At 52.8% G+C, this 23,861-nt stretch carries 22 protein-coding genes; 12 read left to right on the plus strand and 10 right to left on the minus strand.

The window, feature by feature from the left end; genetic code table 11:
* Positions 1–9 precede the first annotated feature (9 nt).
* From PYW49_RS04265 to pspA, 8 genes are all read right to left on the minus strand, one after another.
* Positions 10–852 (minus strand): carbohydrate ABC transporter permease, encoded by an 843-nt coding sequence (locus PYW49_RS04265; protein WP_059309892.1) that lies wholly within the window; start codon positions 850–852, stop codon positions 10–12.
* Positions 839–1,720: a carbohydrate ABC transporter permease gene (locus PYW49_RS04270; RefSeq protein ID WP_320385781.1), complete on the minus strand. Its 882-nt coding sequence runs from the start codon at positions 1,718–1,720 to the stop codon at positions 839–841. Before PYW49_RS04270 ends, PYW49_RS04265 begins: the two co-directional genes overlap by 14 nt.
* Before the next feature lie 22 nt (positions 1,721–1,742).
* The gene (locus tag PYW49_RS04275; RefSeq protein WP_320385782.1) at positions 1,743–3,035 is read right to left on the minus strand and encodes an ABC transporter substrate-binding protein; all 1,293 of its coding nucleotides are present in this window, start codon (positions 3,033–3,035) and stop codon (positions 1,743–1,745) included.
* A gap of 15 nt (positions 3,036–3,050) precedes the next feature.
* Positions 3,051–4,748, minus strand: a complete 1,698-nt coding sequence (locus PYW49_RS04280) for a sugar phosphorylase (RefSeq protein ID WP_320385783.1) — start codon at positions 4,746–4,748, stop codon at positions 3,051–3,053.
* Between the two features lie 195 nt (positions 4,749–4,943).
* Complete coding sequence (pspD, locus tag PYW49_RS04285; RefSeq protein ID WP_320385784.1) at positions 4,944–5,168, minus strand: phage shock protein PspD; 225 nt, start codon at positions 5,166–5,168, stop codon at positions 4,944–4,946.
* A gap of 12 nt (positions 5,169–5,180) precedes the next feature.
* On the minus strand, positions 5,181–5,540 hold the full coding sequence (gene pspC / locus PYW49_RS04290; protein ID WP_023617934.1) for an envelope stress response membrane protein PspC: 360 nt from the start codon (positions 5,538–5,540) through the stop codon (positions 5,181–5,183).
* Positions 5,540–5,764 (minus strand): envelope stress response membrane protein PspB, encoded by a 225-nt coding sequence (pspB, locus tag PYW49_RS04295; RefSeq protein ID WP_134350516.1) that lies wholly within the window; start codon positions 5,762–5,764, stop codon positions 5,540–5,542. The genes pspC and pspB overlap by 1 nt, the downstream gene beginning before the upstream one ends.
* 49 nt (positions 5,765–5,813) lie before the next feature.
* Positions 5,814–6,482: a phage shock protein PspA gene (gene pspA, locus PYW49_RS04300; RefSeq protein WP_320385785.1), complete on the minus strand. Its 669-nt coding sequence runs from the start codon at positions 6,480–6,482 to the stop codon at positions 5,814–5,816.
* Positions 6,483–6,648: 166 nt separating this feature from the next.
* Here pspA and pspF point away from each other — a divergent pair, with 166 nt between their 5' ends.
* The 7 genes from pspF (at position 6,649) to PYW49_RS04335 (ending at position 14,067) form a co-directional block, all read left to right on the plus strand.
* Complete coding sequence (gene pspF / locus PYW49_RS04305; protein ID WP_320385786.1) at positions 6,649–7,626, plus strand: phage shock protein operon transcriptional activator; 978 nt, start codon at positions 6,649–6,651, stop codon at positions 7,624–7,626.
* 88 nt (positions 7,627–7,714) lie between these two features.
* A complete protein-coding gene (gene sapA, locus PYW49_RS04310) occupies positions 7,715–9,355 on the plus strand; it encodes an ABC transporter substrate-binding protein SapA (RefSeq protein ID WP_134350522.1) in 1,641 nt (546 codons plus the stop codon).
* Entirely contained in the window at positions 9,352–10,317 is a 966-nt protein-coding gene (sapB, locus tag PYW49_RS04315; protein WP_023335929.1) for a putrescine export ABC transporter permease SapB, read from the plus strand. Before sapA ends, sapB begins: the two co-directional genes overlap by 4 nt.
* Positions 10,304–11,194, plus strand: coding sequence for a putrescine export ABC transporter permease SapC (sapC, locus tag PYW49_RS04320; RefSeq protein WP_134350523.1), 891 nt, complete (start codon positions 10,304–10,306; stop codon positions 11,192–11,194). The genes sapB and sapC overlap by 14 nt, the downstream gene beginning before the upstream one ends.
* Positions 11,194–12,186 carry a putrescine export ABC transporter ATP-binding protein SapD gene (gene sapD / locus PYW49_RS04325; protein ID WP_033145732.1) on the plus strand — a complete coding sequence of 331 codons (993 nt, stop codon included), beginning with the start codon at positions 11,194–11,196 and terminating at the stop codon, positions 12,184–12,186. Before sapC ends, sapD begins: the two co-directional genes overlap by 1 nt.
* A 1-nt stretch (position 12,187) precedes the next feature.
* Complete coding sequence (gene sapF, locus PYW49_RS04330; RefSeq protein WP_047348277.1) at positions 12,188–12,994, plus strand: putrescine export ABC transporter ATP-binding protein SapF; 807 nt, start codon at positions 12,188–12,190, stop codon at positions 12,992–12,994.
* Between the two features lie 158 nt (positions 12,995–13,152).
* Entirely contained in the window at positions 13,153–14,067 is a 915-nt protein-coding gene (locus PYW49_RS04335) for an ATP-grasp fold amidoligase family protein (RefSeq protein WP_320385787.1), read from the plus strand.
* 14 nt (positions 14,068–14,081) lie between these two features.
* Here PYW49_RS04335 and PYW49_RS04340 read toward each other — a convergent pair whose 3' ends face one another.
* Both PYW49_RS04340 and PYW49_RS04345 read right to left on the minus strand, forming a co-directional pair.
* On the minus strand, positions 14,082–15,146 hold the full coding sequence (locus PYW49_RS04340; protein WP_320385788.1) for an ATP-binding protein: 1,065 nt from the start codon (positions 15,144–15,146) through the stop codon (positions 14,082–14,084).
* Positions 15,143–15,847 carry a response regulator gene (locus PYW49_RS04345; RefSeq protein WP_320385789.1) on the minus strand — a complete coding sequence of 235 codons (705 nt, stop codon included), beginning with the start codon at positions 15,845–15,847 and terminating at the stop codon, positions 15,143–15,145. Before PYW49_RS04345 ends, PYW49_RS04340 begins: the two co-directional genes overlap by 4 nt.
* 271 nt (positions 15,848–16,118) lie before the next feature.
* Here PYW49_RS04345 and crrC point away from each other — a divergent pair, with 271 nt between their 5' ends.
* The 5 genes from crrC to PYW49_RS04370 all read left to right on the plus strand — a co-directional run bounded on the left by crrC (position 16,119) and on the right by PYW49_RS04370 (position 23,860).
* Entirely contained in the window at positions 16,119–16,505 is a 387-nt protein-coding gene (gene crrC, locus PYW49_RS04350) for a colistin resistant protein CrrC (RefSeq protein ID WP_320385790.1), read from the plus strand.
* Positions 16,506–16,541: 36 nt separating this feature from the next.
* Positions 16,542–19,637: a multidrug efflux RND transporter permease subunit gene (locus PYW49_RS04355; protein ID WP_320385791.1), complete on the plus strand. Its 3,096-nt coding sequence runs from the start codon at positions 16,542–16,544 to the stop codon at positions 19,635–19,637.
* 270 nt (positions 19,638–19,907) lie between these two features.
* Positions 19,908–20,696 carry an enoyl-ACP reductase FabI gene (gene fabI / locus PYW49_RS04360; RefSeq protein WP_134350529.1) on the plus strand — a complete coding sequence of 263 codons (789 nt, stop codon included), beginning with the start codon at positions 19,908–19,910 and terminating at the stop codon, positions 20,694–20,696.
* A 154-nt stretch (positions 20,697–20,850) separates the two neighbouring features.
* Positions 20,851–21,837 carry a CMD domain-containing protein gene (locus PYW49_RS04365; protein ID WP_320385792.1) on the plus strand — a complete coding sequence of 329 codons (987 nt, stop codon included), beginning with the start codon at positions 20,851–20,853 and terminating at the stop codon, positions 21,835–21,837.
* A gap of 88 nt (positions 21,838–21,925) precedes the next feature.
* On the plus strand, positions 21,926–23,860 hold the full coding sequence (locus PYW49_RS04370; protein WP_134350531.1) for an exoribonuclease II: 1,935 nt from the start codon (positions 21,926–21,928) through the stop codon (positions 23,858–23,860).
* The last annotated feature ends 1 nt before the right edge of the window (position 23,861 follow it).

Genomic DNA, 23,861 nt, shown 5'->3' on the forward strand with positions numbered 1-23,861 from the left:
TTGACTGCCTCAGCCCTTCACGCCGCCGGCGGTCAAACCACTTTTAATAAAACGTTCAGACAGGGCGTACATGATGACCACCGGAAGCGCCGTCACCAGCGATGCCGCCATCATGCGACCCCAGATATAATCTGGCGTGCTAAAGAGCGTATTCAGCCCAACCGGCAGAGTGAAATTGCTGGCGCTGGACAGGAAAATGGACGCAAACAGGTAGTCGTTCCACGCCACCATAAAGCAGTAAACAAACACCGATACGAGGCCGGAAATCGCCAGCGGCACGGTGATTCGAAAGATGATTTGCAGACGGTTGAGCCCGTCCATCATCGCGGCTTCTTCAATTTCGTCCGGAATGGTGTCGAAATAACTGCGCAGCATAAACACCGCGGTCGGTAACGTTTGAGTCACCATAGTGATAATCAGCGCCAGCTCGGTGTCGTAGATCCCCAGGGCAGTGATGATTTTGAACAGCGGTACCACCAGCAATATCCCGGAGAACATGTAGACGGTGTAAAAACTTGCATTGATCGTCGTGCGGCCCTTAAAACGCAGCCTGGATAAGGCGTAAGCCCCCAGCGTGCCGAGAAACACGGCAATCACCGATGAGGTCAACGACACCACCATGCTGTTCCTGAAATAGTCCACAAACGGGAAAATCAGCGGGTTAAAAATGTCGACGTAATGCTGCAGCGTCCACTCCTGCGGCAGTATGGTCGGGTGAAGCGATATCGCCTCTTTCGCGCTCTTTAATGACGTCATTAACATCACGAAGAACGGGAACAGCGTGATAACCAGAAACACCGCCAGCCCCAGGTAAAAGCCAATACGACCCAGTACGCGTTTATTTGTTGCCATTGAGGTTTACCCTTTTTCTGGTCAGCAGAATCACCGCGAAGATGATCACGAACAGCACGACGGAGATAGCCGCTGCCTTACCCAAATCGTTGAAAGCGAAGGCAGTTTTGTAAAGATAGACGCCTAAAATATCGACCTTGGTCGTCAGCAGGTAGACATCCGCAAACATGTAGAACATCCAGATAGTGCGGAGCGTGACCACCGTTGCCAGCACCGGCATAATCGCGGGCAACGTGACGATGCGAAAACGTTGCCAGGCATTTGCTCCGTCCATTTCCGCGGCTTCATACAGCGATTTATCAATGGTTTGTAAAATCGCCAGGAACGAAATGAACGCGTACGGGAAGTAACGCCAGATGGCAAACAGCACCACCAGCATAAAGCTGCTGCCAGGATTGTCGAACCACAGCGGCGCCTGGTCATACAGATGCAGCACGTCAACGCCCAGATAGTTCACAATGCCGTAGCCGTTGTTGAACATGTATTTCCAGGCAAATACCAGCGAAATGGACGGGGTGACATAGGACAAAATCACCAGCGAACGCGCCGTTTTTCGCAGACGAAATTCCCGGTTAAAGAAGATGGCAACGGCCAGCCCCAGCACCGTGCTACCGATCACAACCAGTGCCGTGTACCAGAAGGTCATCCACAGCGAATGCCAGAATGCAGCATCACTGAGAATGCGAATGTAATTGTCCAGCCCGACAAACACAGCGCTAATGCGCGGGTTAAGCGGCAAGCGTAAAAAACTGATTTCGATATTGGAAATCATCGGCCAGGCCACCAGGCCCCCCAGCAAAATCAGGCTGGGGGCCAACAGCAGCATGGCGAAAGGCATATCTGAACGACCAGAAAACAACGTCTTCATAATTTCCTTCCGCAAAGCGCTCCTATCGTTGTGAAATCAGGTCAGTCAGTCGCTTCTGGCTGTTGCTTAAGGTCGCGCTGAGATCTTGTTGCCCCACCGTGACGTTATGCACCATGGAACTGATAATGCCGGACCCCGTCACATCCCCCATGCGGGTGAAGTTTTTGTCTCCCACCGCGCCAAACACCTGCACATTCGGGAACTGCGCGATCAGTTCGTAAGGCAATTGCCCAAACGCTTTAATCACATCGTTGTTTTTCCAGGTATCCGTACCAACCACCAGCTTGTTCACAGGCAAAGCCGCACCCGGCGACATCATTACCCAGTCAGTGGCGTGTTGAGCCTGTTCCATCCAGGTGACAAATTTCTCTGCCGCTTTAGTTTCATCTTCAGTTTGGCCGGTGGTGATCGTCAGTGATGTAACCATGCCGTAGACTGCAGACGTTTTTTCAGTGGGGACGACGAAGCCCAGATTGGCAGGATTTCCATCTTTGAAGACCGCCGGCAGGATATAGGTGGAGTAAACGGCCATTGGCGCAGAACCGTTCATGAAGGCGTCTTTGATTTCCATGACATCGTTGGAGCCAGGCATGGTGGTTGCGGCCAAGGCTTTGTAAAATGCCAGGGCTTTCGCCATTTCAGGGGTATCGACGTCGACATTCCCTTTAGCATCAAAAACGTTCGCACCGCCGGACAGGGCAAACTGAGAGAATGCCTGTTCGGTCATCACGCTTTCTGCGGTTGGCAGCGCAATGCCGTAATGTTTTTTAGCCGGGTCGTTAAGACTCTGGCAGGTCTTCAACAGCTGTTCCCAGTTACGCGGCTCTTCAATACCCGCCGCGGCAAGCACATCCTTGTGATACCAGACGCCGGACAGCCAGGCACTGACGGGGACTCCTGTCCAGGCAGAACCGTCTTCCGTACGAACAACGCGCAAGATACCGTCATAGAAGGTGTTTTCCCCTACGGCTTTAATGGCTTCGCCTATAGCCTCGCGATCCAGCAGTTGCTCCTTGTCCATAACTTTTGCGTAGTCATGGCTGACTTCAATCACCTCTGGCAGCGCGCCCGTCCTGGCCAGCGTAATCACCTTGGTGTTATAGGCATCTTCTTCCACCGGCACCTGTTTTACGGTAATACCGGGGTTCTCTTTCTCGAATTTTTCGATCAGTTTCGTAATAACCGCCTGACGCTCCTGCTCTACTGACGAGTGCATAAACTCAATGGTGACAGCAGTCGGTTTGTCATCCTTGCAGCCTGATAACAAGGCGCACGAGACCAGTGCTGATATCAGCACAATTCTGGGCATTTTCATGTTTAAGGTCCTTTTTTAGTTTTCTTTAATCCACAACACCTGCCATGGAGTAAGGGTCAGAGCCGTATCTGTAATATCCTCTCCGGCGATCAACTCTCTTCCAGATTGAATATCAGATTCAACCTTTTGAGCGCGATCGCTGAAATTAAACACTGCTGTTATTCTCTCGCCAGAGCTCGCCACGCGAGTAATTTTTAAAACATGTTCCCCTGACGCACTAAAATAAGCTTCACTATCAGGGTGGAAAGCTTTTTCTTTCCGACGCAGCGCGATTAACTGGCTTAATTTATAATAGACCTGATAACGCAGGCTGTTTTTACCTTCAAGCACGCCATCAATTTGCCCTGCAACGTATTTCTCGCGGTTTATTGCACGGTTGTATCCCAGGCGTTCAACACCTGCATAATCATTACGGGAGCCAAGAATACTTTGAATATAGATTGCAGGCACACCCGGGAAACTTAAAAGTACGGCGTGAGCCAGAATAAACCGGGCAACGCGATCATTATCATCACAGTCACCCGTACTTAATGCATCCAGATAGGTCACATTAATTTCATAAGGACTGCGTGTACCATCCGGGTTATTTTTCCAGTTAACTAACGCGCCTTCGGTCTGAAGTTTCTCCACAAGCGAGAGGATCTCCGACTCAGGTAAAATTCCGCGTAACGGATTAAGGCCGATTCCGTCATGCGAGGCCAGGAAGTTGAACCAGGTGGTTTTCGTGGAGGGTAACGCAAGCGACGTTGCCCACTGACTCAGCGTCCGGACGTCCTGACAATGCACTGCATGCAGCACAAGCGGGGGCAAAGAGAACTGATAAACCATCTGTGCTTCATTTTCACCGTCACCGAAGTAAGCAACGTTATCTTTATGCGGAACGTTCGTCTCAGTGATAATCACCGTTCCGGGGGCCACAGCCTCGGTAATGGCGCGGAAAAGCTGGATGAGCTGGTGGGTTTGTTCAAGGTGGATGCAGCGTGTTCCAGGTATTTTCCACATAAACCCAACAGCATCCAGACGAATGTATCGCGCCCCTTCAATCAGGTAATGCAGTAACACGTCGACCATCGCAATCAACACCCGCGGAGAGGCGAAATTGAGGTCGACCTGGTCCTCGCTGAAGGTGGTCCACAGGTGTCGCACGCTGCCATCATGAAGCGTGAAAGGCGTAAGAAGGGGTAATGCACGCGGGCGAGTCACCGCAGATAAGTCTGTTTCAGGATCGACAGAAATGAAGAAATCTTCATATCCTGGTATTTGCTTAAGGTAATTAGCAAACCATTTGCTTTTGGCAGACATATGGTTGCATACAAAATCAAACATCAAACTGGTTGACTGTTTTAATTCGGCAACGTCTTGCCATGTTCCGGTTTCAGGTGCAACCTCTTGATAATCAATGACAGAAAAACCGTCGTCAGAAGACCATGGATAAAAGGGTAAGAGATGGACGTGAGAAAAAGAGTGAGAAAGCCATTTGTTATAAAAACGTGTAAAAACCGGCAGTGCCTTCCCTCCTTTCACCGAAAATTGATCGGCATAGGTAATCAAAACAACATCTTTTTCATCCCAATCCGTTTTACGCTTTTCTGTAATAACAGAAGCGGCCTTTCCAATATTTTCAAAAAGCACATTAAAATGTGCCTCAGAAAACGTTTCCCCGTAAACAAGATTAATGAGTTCTTTAATTTTTGTATTCATTTCATTTTCCATGGTAGCGGTCCCACGAAGTGGCAATCTACTCCCATGGAAAATATCTGTCAACGGACCGGGAAGGAGAAAAACATGATTGCAAAGCAGCTCAGCGCAATATTGTGAGCTGCCGCAAAGAAAGTACGGAAGAAGAGATAACGCGGTTAATCGCCGCTAGCCCCTTTTCTGAAGAGTAAGGGCTAACGCGAGTGGGAATCATTGGGATAAGTAGCGGCGTGAAAGCCGTTTTGCCACCTTTTGCAACAGCGGTTCGAGCGCCACGGCCAGCAACATCCTGACCGGCTTGCGGGCAACGGATTTTATCGCCCACCCCGCCACACCTGCCGGGCCGAAACGTAATGCAGTCAGCAGGACCAGTTTACCTGCGATTTTCAGGCCGGGTTTTACCTTCTGACCGGCCTGTTGCCAGTTTTGTTTCATCTCTTCTCTCTCTTAAAGCTGACGAAAACGACTTCTCAGCGTAAAGGTATCTGACGTGACATAGCGCTCCATTTCCCGTAATCGCTTCTCACCGGCGGCGAGTTGCTCATCAACGGCATTGAGGAGATCGCTGCTGGTTGGTGCCCCTTCCGCAGCCAGCTCCCCTTCCGGCATCGGGTCAAGGACAAACGACAGCACGATGTACGCCACCAGGGTAATAAATGCCAGACCGAAGAAGATCGAAAGCACCGTGACCACGCGCACCAGTTTAACCGGGACATCAAGATAATGGGCCAGCCCGGCACAGACGCCGCGCACCATGCCCTGCTGCGGAATACGCCACAACTTTTTGTTCAGATTCAGTCCAGACATTAACGGTCCCTCCAGTTTGGATGTTCGGCATCCAGGATAGCCTCCAGCGCCTGAATGCGTTCACGCATTCTGTTCGCCTCATCGGAGAGCTGTGCCAGACGCTGTTGTTCACTCTGGGAAAGTTCGCCTCGTGAAGAACGGTTGCTGTAGTGCAGCCATAGCCAAATCGGCAATACGAACAGCACGAAAATAGTCAGGGGAATGGCCAGAAAAAGCGCGCTCATGTGTACTCCTTGTCTTATGATGCGGCACGCTCAGGTGCCGCAGGCATTATTATTGGTTATCTTGCTTCATTTTGGCTTTCAGTGCCGCCAGTTGCTCGCCGATTTCATCGTCTGCTTTCAGGTCGGCGAACTGCTGATCCAGCGACTTCTGTTTACCGATGCTGTGGCTTTCGGCTTCCGCTTCCATCTGGTCGATACGGCGCTCAAATGATTCAAAACGCGCCATCGCTTCATCAAGCTTACCGCTGTCCAGCTGACGACGCACGTCGCGGGAAGAGCTTGCCGCCTGGTGACGCAGGGTCAGCGCCTGCTGACGAGCCCGCGTTTCGCTCAATTTGTTTTCAAGCTCACCAATCTCTTTCTTCATACGGACGAGCGTGTCATCTACCAGCGTCACTTCATGCTCGAGCGTGGCAACCATATCTGCCAGCTTCTGTTTTTCGATCAACGCCGCTCGAGCCAGATCTTCTTTGTCTTTGCGCAGCGCGAGCTCCGCTTTTTCCTGCCATTCGTTCAACTGAGCGGTGGCTTGCTCAATACGGCGCGTCAACTGTTTTTTTTCCGCCAGTGCGCGGGCGGAGGTGGAACGCACTTCAACCAGCGTGTCTTCCATCTCCTGAATCATCAGACGTACCAGCTTCTGCGGATCTTCCGCTTTCTCTAGCAGAGAGTTGATGTTGGCGTTCACGATGTCGGCAAAACGAGAAAAAATACCCATAATCTAATCCTCATATTTCTGTTATCGGGCGATGCCCTGCTGTACCGATAATACAAATCTCATGCCAACTTTTTATCTTATTGATTTCACTGACGCTGATTGATTTTCACGCAATGAAGAACTATTCTTCCCTGGTGAATATCGCTAAGGAGTGGTTAATTTCATCATGCCTGGATACAAAGACAATTTACTCGGCGAAGCAAACAGTTTTCTGGAAGTGCTGGAACAGGTTTCCCGTCTTGCGCCGCTCAATAAACCGGTGCTCATCATCGGTGAACGCGGAACAGGGAAAGAGCTGATAGCCAACCGTCTGCATTATTTATCCGGACGCTGGGATGGCCCCTTCATTTCCCTTAACTGTGCGGCGCTGAATGAAAACCTGCTCGACACCGAACTCTTTGGCCATGAAGCGGGCGCGTTTACCGGTGCCCAGAAACGCCATCCCGGACGCTTTGAGCGCGCCGACGGCGGCACGTTGTTTCTTGATGAACTGGCCACTGCGCCCATGCTGGTGCAGGAAAAACTGCTGCGAGTGATTGAGTACGGCGAGCTCGAACGCGTCGGCGGTAGCCAGCCGCTGCAGGTCAATGTGCGCCTGGTCTGCGCCACTAACGCCAACCTGCCGGAGATGGTGGCGGAGGAGAAATTCCGTGCCGATCTGCTTGACCGACTGGCCTTTGACGTCGTTCAGCTTCCTCCGCTGCGCGAGCGGCGAAGCGACATCATGCTGCTGGCGGAACAGTTCGCAATTCAGATGTGCCGTGAGCTTGGACTGCCGTTGTTCCCGGGCTTCAGCGATTATGCGCAGGAGACCCTGCTTGCTTACCACTGGCCGGGAAATATCCGCGAGCTAAAAAACGTCGTGGAGCGCTCTGTGTACCGTCACGGCAGCAGCGAGACGGAGCTGGACAATATTATTATCGATCCTTTTCAGCGCAGCGCACCGCCGCTGTCCACACCGACATCTTCAGGCGATGTCCCCACTCTCCCCCTTGATTTACGCCAGTTCCAGCACGACCAGGAGCAACGACTGCTGGAGCAAAGCCTGAAGGCGGCGAAGTATAACCAGAAACGGGCGGCTGAACTGCTGGGTCTTACCTACCATCAATTAAGGGCACTGCTCAAAAAGCATCAAATGCGCTGACAATATCAGCACTTACCCGCAGACATTTTTACGAAGCAGGCGTAAGTGCGATACACTTTGCAGATCGAACCTAAAAACCTTAAAAATTATGCGTCTGGTTTTATCGTCCTTTTTTGCACTCGGTCTGTTTAGCAGCCTGGCGTTCGCTGCGCCCGGGCAAACGCCGCAGCCTGACATTCGTGACAGCGGCTTCGTCTATTGCGTAAGCGGCCAGGTGGACACCTTCAACCCGCAGAAAGCGGGCAGCGGCCTGATTGTGGATACCCTTGCCGCACAGCTTTACGATCGTCTGCTTGATGTCGACCCTTACACCTACCGTCTGGTACCCGAGCTTGCGGAAAGCTGGGAAGTGCTGGATAACGGCGCTACCTACCGTTTTCATCTGCGCGATGACGTCGCATTTCAGCGTACACCGTGGTTTACCCCCACGCGCAAGCTGAACGCAGATGACGTGGTCTTTACGTTCCAGCGTATCTTTAACCGCAACCACCCGTGGCATAACGTTAACGGCGGCAACTTCCCCTACTTCGACAGCCTGCAGTTTGCCGATACGGTTAAAAGCGTGCGCAAGCTGGATAACCGGACGGTTGAATTCAGCCTGACGCGCCCGGATGCCTCCTTCCTCTGGCACCTGGCGACCCACTATGCGTCGGTTATGTCTGCCGAATACGCGGCGAAGCTGACGAAAAAAGATCGTCAGGAACTGCTCGATCGTCAGCCGGTCGGCACCGGTCCGTTCCAGCTGGCCGAATACCGCGCCGGACAATATATTCGTCTGCAGCGCCATGAACATTTCTGGCGCGGTACCCCGCTCATGCCGCAGGTGGTGGTCGATCTGGGTTCTGGCGGGACAGGACGTCTGTCGAAACTGCTCACCGGGGAATGTGACGTGCTCGCCTGGCCCGCTGCCAGCCAGCTCACTATTTTGCGCGACGACCCGCGTCTGCGTCTGACGTTACGTCCCGGCATGAACATCGCTTATCTGGCTTTTAACACGGATAAGCCGCCGCTGAACAACCCTGCCGTTCGTCATGCCCTGGCGCTGGCGATTAACAACCAGCGCCTGATGCAGTCCATCTACTACGGCACAGCGGAAACCGCCGCCTCAATTTTACCGCGCGCCTCGTGGGCCTATGACGGTGAGGCTAAAATTACAGAATACAATCCGGCAAAAGCGCGTGAACAGCTGAAAGCGTTAGGAGCGGAAAACCTTACGCTGCAACTTTGGGTGCCAACCAGTTCCCAGGCGTGGAACCCGAGCCCGCTCAAAACCGCCGAATTGCTGCAGGCGGATATGGCTCAGGTGGGCGTCAAAGTGATCATCGTACCGGTAGAAGGCCGTTTCCAGGAGGCGCGCCTGATGGACATGAATCATGATTTAACCCTGACCGGCTGGGCCACCGACAGTAACGATCCGGACAGTTTTTTCCGACCATTGTTGAGCTGCGCGGCGATAAACTCGCAGACCAACTACGCCCACTGGTGTAACCGGGAGTTTGACGCCGTGCTGCAAAAAGCGCTCGCTTCTCAACAGCTGGCCTCTCGCATCGACGCCTATGATGAAGCGCAGAAGATCCTTGCCCAGGAACTGCCGGTGCTGCCGCTGGCCTCTTCCCTGCGTCTCCAGGCCTATCGCTACGATATTAAAGGCCTGGTGCTGAGCCCGTTCGGCAACGCTTCGTTCGCCGGCGTGTCGCGTGAAAAAGAACACGAGGTGAAAAAACCATGATTATTTTTACCTTACGTCGGCTCCTTTTGCTGCTGGTGACGCTCTTTTTTCTGAACTTTGTCGGCTTCAGCCTGAGCTATTTCACACCGCACGCCCCGCTCCAGGGCTCGTCGCTGTGGGATGCCTGGCTCTTCTGGTTTAACGGGCTGCTGCACTGGGATTTTGGCGTGTCCAGCATTAACGGGCAGCTGATTTCCGAGCAGTTGAAAGAGGTTTTCCCGGCCACGATGGAGCTGTGCATTCTGGCCTTCGGCTTTGCACTGATGGTCGGGATCCCCGTGGGCATGCTGGCCGGGATTTATCGCAACAAATGGCAGGATAAGTTTATCAGTGCTCTCGCCCTGCTCGGCTTCTCCATCCCGGTCTTCTGGCTGGCGCTGCTGCTGACGCTTTTCTTCTCGCTGACAATGGGCTGGCTGCCGGTCTCCGGTCGTTTTGACCTGCTCTATACGGTTAAAACGGTGACGGGCTTTGCCATCATTGACGCGTGGCTGTCCGATTCAGTGTGGCGTCATGAGATGATCGTCAGCGCCCTGCGCCATATGGTATTGCCGGTGCTGACGCTGGCGGTTGCCCCGACGACAGAAGTGATCCGTTTGATGCGCCTGAGCACTATCGAGGTATTTGACCAGAACTATGTCAAAGCCGCCGCCACGCGCGGGTTATCGCGTCTGACCATACTGCGCCGCAACGTCCTGCATAACGCGCTACCACCGGTAATTCCGCGTCTGGGATTACAGTTTTCCACCATGCTCACGCTGGCCATGATCACCGAGATGGTCTTTAGCTGGCCTGGCCTGGGGCGGTGGTTGATCAACGCCATCCGCCAGCAGGACTATGCGGCTATTTCCGCGGGTGTGATGGTGATTGGTTCGCTGGTGATTATTGTTAACGTGTTATCCGATATTCTGGGTGCTATGGCCAACCCATTGAAGCATAAGGAATGGTATGCCTTACGATAGCGTATACAGTGAAAAGCGCACGCCCGGTGTGCTGCGCACCGTGTGGCGTAAATTCTATGGTGACACTACCGCAATGATCGGCCTCTATGGCTGCGCCGGGCTGGTGTTGCTTTGCGTTTTTGGCTCGTGGTTTGCGCCGTATGGCATTGACCAGCAGTTCCTTGGCTATCAGCTGCTGCCGCCTTCCTGGTCCCGCTACGGTGAAGTCTCTTTCTTCCTGGGGACGGACGATCTCGGACGCGACGTGCTAAGTCGCCTGCTGAGCGGCGCCGCCCCGACGGTAGGCGGTGCATTTGTGGTGACGTTCGCGGCCACGATCTGTGGACTGGCGCTGGGTATTTTTGCGGGCTCCACGCATGGCCTGCGTTCGGCGGTGCTTAACCACATTCTGGATACGCTGCTCTCTATTCCGTCTCTGCTGCTGGCGATCATTGTCGTTGCCTTTGCCGGCCCGCATCTGTCGCATGCCATGTTCGCCGTCTGGCTCGCTATTCTGCCCCGCATCGTGCGATCGGTTTACAGCATGGTCCATGATGAGCTGGAAAAAGAGTATGTCGTCGCGGCCCGTCTGGACGGTGCGACGACCTTCAATATCCTGTGGTTTGCCGTTCTGCCAAATATTGCCGCCGGGCTCGTCACCGAAATCACCCGCGCCCTGTCGATGGCGATTCTGGACATCGCTGCGCTCGGCTTTCTGGATCTTGGCGCACAGCTGCCGTCGCCTGAATGGGGCGCGATGCTCGGTGACGCGCTGGAGTTAATCTACGTTGCGCCGTGGACGGTCATGCTGCCAGGTGCGGCCATTATGGTGAGCGTGTTGCTTATTAACCTGCTGGGCGACGGTATACGCCGTGCAATTAACGCGGGGGTGCAATAATGCCGCTTCTTGATATTCGTAACCTCACCATTGAATTCAAAACCGGTGAAGGCTGGGTTAAAGCCGTCGATCGCATCAGCATCACCCTCGCGGAGGGTGAAATTCGCGGGCTGGTGGGGGAATCCGGCTCCGGAAAAAGCCTGATTGCCAAAGCCATCTGCGGCGTGGCAAAAGACAACTGGCGCGTGACCGCTGACCGTATGCGGTTTGATGATATCGACCTGCTGCGCCTTTCCCCTCGCGAGCGGCGTAAGCTGGTCGGGCATAACGTTTCGATGATTTTCCAGGAGCCGCAATCCTGTCTCGACCCGTCCGAACGCGTGGGCAAACAGCTGATGCAGAACATTCCCGGCTGGACCTATAAAGGCCGCTGGTGGCAGCGCGTTGGCTGGCGCAAGCGTCGCGCTATTGAGCTTTTACACCGCGTCGGGATCAAAGATCACAAAGATGCGATGCGCAGCTTCCCTTATGAACTGACCGACGGCGAGTGTCAGAAAGTGATGATTGCCATCGCCCTGGCCAATCAGCCGCGTTTGCTGATTGCAGATGAACCCACGAACGCGATGGAGCCCACCACGCAGGCGCAAATTTTCCGCCTGCTATCGCGTCTCAACCAGAATAACAACACCACCATTTTGCTGATCAGCCATGACCTGCAGATGCTCAGCAAATGGGCGGATAAAATTGACGTGATGTACTGCGGGCAAACGGTCGAAACCGCGCCGAGTGAAGATCTGATCGGCGCCCCGCATCATCCGTATACGCAGGCGCTTATCCGCGCCATTCCGGATTTTGGCAGCGCCATGCCGCATAAGAGCCGCCTGAATACTCTGCCAGGGGCGATTCCGTTGCTGGAATCCTTGCCGATAGGCTGCCGTCTGGGGCCGCGGTGCCCTTATGCTCAGCGCAAATGTATCGAGACGCCACGCCTGACCGGGGCCAAAAATCATCTTTACGCCTGTCATTTCCCGCTGAACATGGAGAGAGAGTGAAATGGTCGAAACCTTACTGGAAGTCCGCAACCTGAGTAAGACCTTTCGCTACCGTACGGGGCTGTTTCACCGGCAAACCGTCGAAGCGGTAAAACCCCTGAGCTTTACCCTGCGTGAAAAACAGACCCTGGCGATCATCGGGGAGAACGGTTCAGGGAAATCTACCCTGGCGAAAATGCTCGCCGGCATGGTTGAACCCACCGCCGGGGAAGTATTGATTGACGATCACCCTTTGGCATTCGGGGATTACTCTTTCCGCAGCCAGCGCATCCGCATGATCTTCCAGGATCCGTCTACCTCGCTTAATCCGCGCCAGCGCATTTCGCAAATCCTCGATTTTCCACTGCGTCTGAACACCGATCTGGAGCCGGAGGCGCGCCGTAAGCGCGTATTTGAAACCCTGCGCATGGTTGGGCTGTTACCGGATCACGAAAGCTACTACCCGCATATGCTGGCCCCCGGCCAGAAACAGCGTTTGGGTCTGGCGCGTGCGCTGATTTTGCGGCCAAAAGTGATCATTGCGGATGAAGCGCTTGCCTCGCTGGATATGTCGATGCGTTCGCAGCTGATTAACCTGATGCTGGAGCTGCAGGAAAAACAGGGGATCTCGTATATCTACGTCACCCAACATCTGGGGATGATGAAGCACATCAGCGATCAGGTGATGGTCATGCACCAGGGGGAAGTCGTCGAGCGCGGCAGCACGGCAGATGTGATGGCCTCCCCGCTCCACGAACTGACAAAACGACTGATTGCCGGTCATTTCGGTGAAGCATTAACGGCTGATGCGTGGCGAAAAGACCGCTAGGCGCGACGGTAAAAAATTACTCTGCGAATATAAGGGTTAAATAGTCTGTAGAGACTATTTAACCCTTTAAATTTGCGTCTCCATTCCTGCTCCATATTCTAATCAATATCAATCAACAGTTCTTCTCCAGAATACCCGGACATTACGGAGGAGAAGAAATGAATAACGCAACTTACGTACTAAAATACACCGAGTATCTCATCAGAAAATGCCGCTCTTTTTTAATGACGGACCTAATTTTTCATACGAACAGGCTCAAAAAAATCTCAGGAAAAGAGCCTGACATTAAATCGCCCACGACGTTGAGTGAAAAAATATGTCATCGACTGGTTTACGATCGCAATGACCTCTACACAACGCTTGCCGATAAACTCGCCGTTCGGAAATACGTTACATCGAGAACAAAACGAGTAACAACGGTGCCATTAATTGGTGTTTACAGCAAGGCGTCGCAAATTGATTTCACAATACTCCCGGATAAATTCGTCCTTAAGTGCAATCATGATAGCGGCAGCACAATTGTATGCAAAAACAAAGCGCAATTTAATTACAGGGAAGCGTGTAAAAAGCTGAGCCTCGCATTAAAGAAAAATTTGTACTACACCACACGTGAATGGCAGTACAAAAACATTACCCCGATGATACTTTGCGAACCGTTTATCGATCTCTTTGATGATGCCGACAGAAACACCACGCCGGAAATGCTGAGGATTCACTGCTTTCATGGTGTTGCCCACTACGTTGAAGCGGATTTTACGGACAATAATGGCAACGGGTTTATCAACGTTTACGACAGGCACTGGAATTTACAGCCTTTCCAGATGGAATATCCGAATACGTTGGTACAGCCAGGCGAGCCGGCATTGTTCCGACAGGCATTGCTGGCATCCCAGGAGCTGGCGGCTGGAATTGACTACTGTCGCGTTGATCTGATGCTAAAAAAGCATGAAATCTATTTCAGTGAAATAACCCTGAGCCCGAGACGCGGTAAACTGACCATTACCCCACGGGAATGGGATGCCAGGTTAGGAAAAATATGGCACTTACCGCTATCTACGGGCAGGCACGTTTGACCAGCCGCTGAAACTCAGGAATCTGGCCAGGTGAGTTTGAAAATCGAGTGATTTTGCGTCGATAAGGTATAGGTAACATCGCCACCATGAGCAAGCATGATGGCTTTTACCACCGATAAGCCTAACCCACAGCCCTCCGGGTTCACCCGTCTGGCGCTATTATCGCGCTGGAAGGGATGAAACAAGAAGTCATGAAACTCTCTGGGGATGCCCGGTCCCCCGTCCTGAATAAGGATATAATTTCCTTTATCTGAAACCCCATTTTTGACGATGAGTTTGCGCGAGGTTGAATAGTGTAATGCGTTGTCAAATAGGACGGTCAGACACTGATTGATACGCAACGGATCGAACACACATTGCTGCTCCCTCAGTTCTGTATTAATGATGAACTCTTTACGGTTGAACTCGGGCATAAAAGTATCGAGAGCATCCTGTATTGTCCCTTTTAGATCGGTTCTGGATTGATATAACGTGTATCCCGCCCCACCGTCCGAACTGATAACCCGGAGGTCTTCAATCAGACGGGTTAACCCTTCCGTCTGCTTGAGAAGGTTATTAAACAGTACTGGATCCGGGGCAAAAACGCCGTCAACCAGCCCCTGAAGCCGCCCGCGTAAAATTGTGACCGGCGTTCTCAGTTCATGCGCAATCGCGGCATTCCAGGATTTCCGCTGGATATCCAGCGTCTGGAGTTTTTCCGCCATTTCATTGAAATCCGTGACAAGGTGGTTGATCTCCCCAAGCCGGGAACTGGCACAAAATGCCCGGGCGTCCAGATCGCCCTGAGAAATTTTTTTCAGACTGGATGCCACCGCGTTTAACGGGGTGAGAATTCGCGAAGAGAGTTTTACCGTAAAAAATACGGCAATGATCAGACTGATGGTTGTCGCTGTCCCGATCCACACCCAGTCCCACATCGTCATCTGATCTTCATCTCCCGCAGCAGCGCCGCCGGGGAGGTGATCCAGAATAAAAGAGTAAAAAAACCAGGAGCCCAGTATGGCGATGGCAATTATCGTAAACGTCAGCAACAGCATGTACGTTAAGATCTGGCGACTCAGAACAGGCTCTTTGTTCATTTCTTTTCCCCAAGCCGGTAGCCCATCCCTCTGATGCTCTCGGGAACGCCATAAAGGCCGGCAAGCTCAAGTTTTTTACGCAGCTTGCTCATATGGCTGTCGACCGTTCTGTCGAGCGTATCGCCTTCAGGCAGACACGCGTTGAGTAACTCTTCGCGGGAACACACCTTTCGCGGATATCTCACCAGATAAGTAAGTAATTTAAATTCGGTCGTCGTTAATACCGGGGAGATAACCTCTTCGCCCACGGTGACCTCCACGTAAAAATCATCCGGATAGACCGTAATAAATGGCGTACGAAGAGGCATCGAACCCGTTTGCTGAACTGTGGGTTTTGTTCTGCGCAGCACAGCTTCAACCCGTGCGACCACTTCGGAAGGGTTAAAGGGCTTGATCACGTAATCATCCGCGCCAAGCCTGAGTCCCATGAGCTTATCGACATCCTGATCGAGGGCGGACACCATAATAACGGGCACGGAACTTTCATGGCGAAGCGTGGTGAGTACGCTCCAGCCATCACAAACGGGCAAATGAATATCCAGCAATATGAGATCCGGCTTATGGAGGCGATTAAGCGTTATCGCTTGCTCGCCCTGTCTGGCCCTGAGCGTTTTCATTCCCGAACGCTCCAGGTAGCTCATCAGTATATCGGCGATTTCGTCTTCATCTTCAACAACAAGGATCAGCGTATTTTTGTTCATTTTATCTCCGCGGGTGAAATCCCTTTTAGCACGCTATTAGATGTCTTTAGCACAATAAGACATAGCCTCCGGGAAAAAGTGCCGCGGTCGTGAAAATTTTGAGGTTGATTTAAATGCCCGGCAATTTCTCCACACAGGCTACACATTCCGGCAATAAAGACTCGACAATACCCGTTCAAAATAGCTATTCAGGCATAAACCTTTTTTCATTGAATGTTGCCAATTAACCCTAATGCATTAAGACTTTATGAATTTTGCTGAAATAATGAACATGGAACTTTCAAAATATTTCTCCCCTAAAAAGATCGGCGTATATTCGCTATTCCTGCTGCTGTCGTGGGGATTACTTTATACCTGGCTGGTGCTAATACACCGAATGGATGAACAAGTCGCCTCGACGCTGCCTTCTTCACCCATTATCTACGGCTGCATCGCGTTGTCGGTTTTCACTCTGGTAATACAACATAAAGCCGGTGCGCTCACAGAGTTACTTGTCATTGCCTTCTGGCTGATGGTGATTTTCGTTTATCTCATCATCACGTTCACTGTGCTGTTAAACGCGACGCCCGATATCGACGATCTGGTCTTTTACTACGAATGCTATTTGATCATCTTTTTTGGCGGTTCACCGCTGTACCTCATCATGAGGATGATTTAAGCCATCGCACTACTTACGTATCTGGACATTAATTTAATGCCTCATTTTTTTATTGAACGCCCCGTTTTCGCCTGGGTAGTGGCGCTTTTTATCATCCTGACGGGCGTACTCTCTATTCCGCGTTTACCGGTAGCCCAGTATCCGGCGGTGGCTCCGCCTGGGATCATTATTTCCGTCAGCTACCCGGGCGCCAGCCCCGATGTCATGAATACGTCAGTGGTGTCGTTGATTGAGCGTGAAATATCCGGGGTAGATAATTTGCTCTATTTCGAATCATCCAGTGACACAACCGGCTCAGCATCGATTACCGTCACGTTTAAGCCAGGCACGGACATCAAGCTGGCCCAGATGGATCTTCAGAATCAGATTAAGATTGTGGAGCCGCGTTTACCTCAGGCGGTAAGACAAAACGGCATTAACGTCGAGGCCGCTAATTCAGGTTTTTTAATGATGGTCGGGCTGAAGTCCACGACAGGTAAATTTGAGGAAGCCGATTTAAGCGATTATTTCGCCCGAAACGTCAGTGATGAGCTTCGCCGCGTACCTGGCGTAGGAAAAGTTCAGCTGTTTGGTGGCGAAAAAGCGCTGCGCATCTGGCTGGATCCAATGAAGCTCCACGCTTATGGGCTTTCGGTGAGCGATGTTCTTACCGCTGTCAGCCAGCAAAACGCCCTTGTTTCGCCCGGCAGAACGGGAGATGAACCGACGACGGAAGGACAAGGGGTGACGTATCCCATCACCGTGGAGGGACAATTCTCCTCAGTAGAGGCTTTCAGGAATATCACCCTTAAATCTGACGCGTCCGGCGCCCGACTGAAATTATCCGACATTGCACGCGTTGAATCTGGCCTGCAAAGTTACGCCTTTGGTATACGCGAAAATGGGGTTCCCGCAACGGCTGCCGCGATACAGCTGTCGCCTGGGGCGAATGCGATGAGCACCGCTTCTGGCGTACGGGCACGCATCGACGCGCTTTCGCAGGTGTTACCCGAAGGAATGACATTTACGGTCCCCTTCGATACGGCCCCGTTTGTGAAACTTTCTATCATGAAAGTCGTACAGACATTTGTGGAAGCGATGGTCCTGGTCTTCCTTGTTATGCTGCTGTTTCTGCATAAGATACGCTGTACGCTTATCCCGGCGATTGTTGCGCCCGTCGCGCTTCTTGGCACCTTCACGGTGATGTTACTGAGCGGATACTCCATCAATATTCTGACGATGTTCGGCATGGTACTGGCGATAGGCATTATCGTTGATGATGCCATTGTGGTCGTAGAGAACGTCGAACGACTGATGGAGCAAAAAAACCTCTCTCCACGGGATGCCACGCGGCAAGCCATGCAGGAAATCACGCCGGCGATTATAGGGATCACGCTGGTGCTTACCGCCGTCTTTATACCCATGGGTTTTGCTGAAGGATCCGTCGGGATTATCTATCGACAATTTTGTATTTCAATGGCGGTCTCCATACTGCTATCGGCGTTTCTTGCCCTGACGCTGACCCCGGCCCTGTGCGCAACCTTACTCAAGCCGCATAAGTCAGATAAGAGCGGAAGTGGAAGGTTCGCGCCATGGTTTAACGCGCGCTTTCGTTCGCTCACCGCCTGTTACGAGGCTGGACTGGGTGCCGTTTTGAAACGCACCGGGCGTATGTTGCTCCTGTACGTTGCGCTTTGCGCTGCGCTGTTTTTTGGATTGTCGTCTTTACCGACGTCCTTTCTGCCGGATGAAGATCAAGGCTATTTTATGTCCTCAATACAGCTACCTTCTGATGCCACAACGCAGCGTACCCTGAAAGTGGTTAAAAAATTTGAAGAGGAAATTGCGACCCGACAGGATATTGAAAGCAACATTATGATCCTGGGGTTTGGATTTTCAGGTTCAGGACCAAATTCGGCCATGGCCTTCACCACGCTGAAGGACTGGAAAAATCGGCAGGGTTCGACAGCGCAAGATGAAGCCGACCATATACAGGAGAGCATGGCGAACGTTTCTGATGCCGTCACGATGAGCCTGCTTCCCCCTGCGATTTCTGATATGGGGACCTCATCCGGATTCACCTGGTATGTGCAGGACAGAGCCGGACTGGGTTATCAGGCTTTAAAAAAGGCGGCCGATTTACTGGTTCAGCAGGCCAATCAGCGCCCTGAACTCAGCGATGTCTATATAGATGGCCTGCCGGAAGGAGCCAGCCTTGCGCTCCAGGTTGACAGAGAAAAAGCGGAAGCACTGGGCGTCTCATTTGATGAAATCAACCAGACGCTCTCCGTCACGATGGGCTCGAATTACGTCAACGACTATACGAACAACGGTCGCGTTCAGCAGGTGATTGTTCAGGCCGATGCGCCTTATCGAATGCAGCCTGAGCAGCTACTGAAATTATCAGTGAAAAACCGGCCAGGTCAGATGGTGCCAGTATCAACGTTTGCCACACTCTCCTGGAACGTTGCCCCCCAGCAATTGACGCGTTATCAGGGGTACCCTGCTCTTCGCATTACCGGAAGTGCGGCATCTGGTGAATCCAGCGGCACCGCAATGAAGGTTATGGAGAGTTTGTCCAGAGATTTACCTCAGGGCATGGCGGGCGAGTGGGCCGGGAGTTCATTGCAGGAGAGAAAATCGGAATCTCAGCTTCCGGGCCTTATCGTCCTGTCGATACTGGTCGTGTTTATGGTGCTCGCGGCTCTCTATGAAAGCTGGTCTATTCCTTTTGCGGTCATGCTGGTCGTTCCGCAGGGACTTATCGGCGCGGTGACAGCCGTATGGGTTGCCGGCATGACGAATGACGTTTTCTTCAAGGTCGGCCTGATTACGCTTATCGGCCTGTCGGCCAAGAACGCCATTCTGATTGTTGAGTTTGCAAGACAGCTCCATCGCGAAGGGCAAACGGTCCTGGCAGCAACGATACACGCCGCCAGCCAGCGCCTGCGCCCTATTCTGATGACCTCGTTAGCCTTTACCCTGGGGGTGGTTCCTTTGATGCTGGCCAGTGGTGCAAGCGACAGTACTCAGCATGCTATTGGCACCGGAGTATTTGGCGGCATGATTAGCGGTACGCTTCTCGCCATTTTCTTCGTACCGGTTTTCTTTATCGTCATCGCGCGCTTCATCGACAGAATCAGAAAAGCGTGAATACCCTTGATGGATCACGCTTCCTCGCTGGTTGGATGAGGTGAAGCTGCTGCCGGGTGATATACTGGACGGATGCTGAAATTTTGCGCTCCCGCGCGTCCGCGCCTCATACCATGGGGCATGCGTCTTCGGAGAAGAGCGAGAAAAATCGTGACACAAGGGGCTGTGAGTGGGCTATAATTTCGAGCTAATTTCGAATGATTTTGAAATACTGCCTGTAACGCTATGAATTACAAGGCAAAATAAGCAATGAATATAAGGATTAAAGCTATGGGTTTTCTTTCCGGTAAGCGCATTCTGGTGACTGGCGTTGCCAGCAAACTGTCCATCGCATACGGCATCGCACAGGCAATGCATCGCGAAGGCGCTGAGCTGGCGTTCACCTACCAGAACGACAAGCTGAAAGGCCGTGTTGAAGAGTTTGCCGCACAGCTGGGTTCCAGCATTGTTCTGGAATGTGACGTTGCACAAGACGAAAGCATCGATGGCATGTTTGCTGAACTGGCAAAATCATGGTCTAAATTCGACGGCTTCGTTCACTCCATCGGCTTCGCTCCTGGCGACCAGCTGGACGGCGACTATGTGAACGCGGTTACCCGTGATGGCTTCAAAATCGCTCATGACATCAGCTCCTACAGCTTCGTTGCGATGGCTAAATCTTGCCGCGCGATGCTGAACCCGGGCGCAGCCCTGCTGACGCTGTCTTACCTGGGCGCAGAACGTGCTATCCCTAACTACAACGTAATGGGTCTGGCTAAAGCGTCTCTGGAAGCAAACGTACGCTACATGGCGAACGCGATGGGTCCTGAAGGCGTGCGCGTTAACGCCATCTCTGCTGGCCCTATCCGCACCCTGGCAGCGTCCGGCATCAAAGATTTCCGTAAAATGCTGGCACACTGCGAAGCAGTTACCCCGATTCGTCGTACTGTTACCATTGAAGATGTGGGTAACTCTGCGGCATTCCTGTGCTCTGACCTTTCCGCAGGTATCTCCGGCGAAGTGGTTCACGTTGACGGCGGCTTCAACATCGCTGCAATGAACGAGCTGGAAATTAAATAAGCTTCGACTCTCTTCCCGCACGGGAAGAGAGTTTCCCCACCCGCACCACCCCTTCGTTATTCCGTTCTGCTATTTGTTATCACCTAACAATATTTTTCCCTTTATCTGCCTTACGCCAGGATATTGATCGCCATTTTGAGATCAAGGAACGCACATGGAACAACGCCGTTTTTCCGGCAAAGGCCACTGGTACCACGAAACCCAGTCAAACCACGCGCAGACGGATGTTCTGCCTCTGGTGCCCGAAGCCGCTAACGTCGACGATCGTTTTTTGCTCGATTTAGCCTTGCCTGATGAGATTGTCGCCGCCTGTTCTGGCTGGCTTGCCCCTGCCAGAGCCTTATGCCATCAGCTGTTTCCGCTCTCGATTCCCGTGAATCGTCTGCATACGCTCAGCGCCTACGATAGGCTCAGTACCGCATTGACGGTCGCCCAGGCCTGTGGCGTTCAGCGGCTTTGTAACCATTACGCCGCCCTCCTCGCCCCGCTACCCGGCCCGGACTCCTCGCGCGAAAGCAACCGACGCCTGGCGCAAATCACGCAGTATGCCCGCCAGCTCGCCAGCTCCCCAGATGTCATTGATGATAAAGCGCAGAACCAACTCGATGAGGTTGGCCTGTCAACGTACGACATTGTGGTGATTAACCAGATCATCGGCTTTATTGGTTTTCAGGCGCGCGTGGTCGCGGTTTTTCAGGCGCTGTTAGGACAACCCGTGCGCTGGTTGCCGGGCCATCATATTCAGCCCCACACCCTGCCCCCGAGCCACGAGGCGTGGGTGCCGCTTTTGCCTGTCGTCGAGCTGCGTTATGCGAGTGCACATCAGCTTGAGTCGCTGTCCCGCTGGCAGGCAGAATCCGCGCTTGAGATTCTGACGCCGGTTCTTTGCCATGAACCGTCACTGCTCGACCTGACGGGAGAAATCCTGATCAACAGTCGCGAAGAGATTTCTCTGACATCTCCCGCACTTTCGGCAGCGGTCGAACTGCTGACACGCTCTCCGGACCGCTTCAGTGCCGCACAGTTTACCCCGCTCACGGATCAAGGACTCTCTGCCGAACACGCCATCGCACTGCTTACCCAAAGTGCGTTTGATGGCTGGCTTACGCGTCTGAAAGTCGCGTTTGGTAAAGAGGAATAACCATACTAATTACCCAAAGACCGCTTGCTGAGACAGTGAGAATCGCGTAAAACTGTCAGCCGCTCAATGGCTACGAAAATAGAACATTATGTTTCAGGACAACCCGCTGCTAGCGCAGCTTAAACAGCAACTGCATTCCCAGACGCCGCGTGCAGAAGGGGTCGTAAAAGCCACGGAAAAGGGCTTTGGCTTCCTTGAAGTTGACGCGCAGAAAAGCTACTTCATTCCGCCACCGCAGATGAAGAAAGTGATGCATGGCGATCGCGTCATGGCCGTCATTCATACTGAAAAGGAACGAGAGTCCGCCGAGCCGGAAGAACTGATCGAACCGTTCCTGACCCGTTTTGTGGGTAAGGTGCAGAGAAAAGACGATCGTCTGTCTATCGTGCCGGATCATCCTCTGCTGAAAGATGCCATTCCCTGCCGCGCCGCCCGTGGTGTTGAGCATGATTTTAAAGAAGGTGACTGGGCCGTAGCAGAAATGCGCCGTCATCCTCTGAAAGGCGATCGCGGTTTTTATGCTGAATTGACCCAGTTCATTACCTTTGGCGCCGACCATTTCGTGCCATGGTGGGTCACGCTGGCGCGCCACAATCTTGAAAAAGAAGCACCGAATGGCGTAGCGACTGAGATGCAGGACGAAGGTTTGACGCGTCGCGATCTCACTGCCCTGGAGTTTGTCACCATCGACAGCGCCAGCACAGAAGATATGGATGACGCGCTCTACGCTGAAGAGAGCGATGACGGCAAACTGCATTTGACGGTCGCCATTGCCGATCCGACAGCCTGGATTGCCGAAGGGAGCAAGCTGGATGACGCGGCGAAAATCCGCGCCTTCACAAACTACCTGCCTGGCTTCAACATTCCGATGCTGCCGCGCGAATTGTCAGACGATCTCTGCTCACTGCGCCCCAATGAAGTGCGCCCGGTGCTTGCCTGCCGCATGACTATCACCGCGGATGGTGCGATTGAAGACGATATCGAGTTCTTTGCCGCCACCATCGAATCGAAAGCCAAGCTGGCCTACGATAACGTGTCCGACTGGCTTGAAAATACCGGTAGCTGGAAACCTGAATCAGAGGCTATTGCCGCGCAGATCCGTCTGCTGCATCGCATCTGTCTGAACCGCGGCGAGTGGCGTAAAAATCACGCTCTAGTGTTCAAAGATCGTCCGGATTACCGCTTTGTTCTGGGCGAGAAAGGTGAAGTGCTGGATATTGTGGCCGAACCGCGACGCATTGCGAACCGCATCGTGGAAGAAGCGATGATTTCCGCCAATATTTGTGCCGCACGCGTGCTGCGCGACAAACTGGGCTTCGGTATTTACAACGTCCATACCGGGTTTGATCCGGCGAATACCGAAGCGCTGGCGGCTCTGCTGAAGAATCACGATGTGCACGTTGATCCGGAAGAAGTGCTGACGCTGCCGGGCTTCTGCAAGCTTCGTCGTGAACTGGACGCGCAGCCTTCCGGTTTCCTGGACAGCCGCATCCGTCGCTTCCAGTCCTTCGCTGAAATCAGCACAGAGCCTGGCCCGCACTTTGGTCTCGGCCTGGAAGCTTACGCCACCTGGACGTCACCAATCCGTAAGTATGGCGATATGGTTAACCACCGTCTGCTGAAAGCCATTATCAAAGGCGAAACAATCGCGCGTCCTCAGGACGACACCACGCTGCAGATGGCCGAACGTCGCCGCCTGAACCGCATGGCGGAGCGTGACGTTGGAGATTGGCTGTACGCGCGCTTCCTGCAGGATAAAACCGGTACGGATATCCGTTTCGCTGCCGAGATCATTGATATTAGCCGCGGGGGTATGCGCGTCCGTCTGGTCGATAACGGTGCTGTCGCCTTTATCCCTGCTCCGTTCCTGCATGCCGTCCGTGACGAAATGGTCTGTAGTCAGGAAAACGGCACTGTGCAAATTAAAGGTGAAACAGTTTACAAAGTCACAGACGTGATTGACGTAAATATCGCCGAAGTCCGCATGGAAACCCGCAGTATTATCGCGCGCCCTGTCGCCTGAT

The organism is Enterobacter chinensis, from assembly GCF_034008295.1.
GTDB lineage: Bacteria > Pseudomonadota > Gammaproteobacteria > Enterobacterales > Enterobacteriaceae > Enterobacter > Enterobacter chinensis.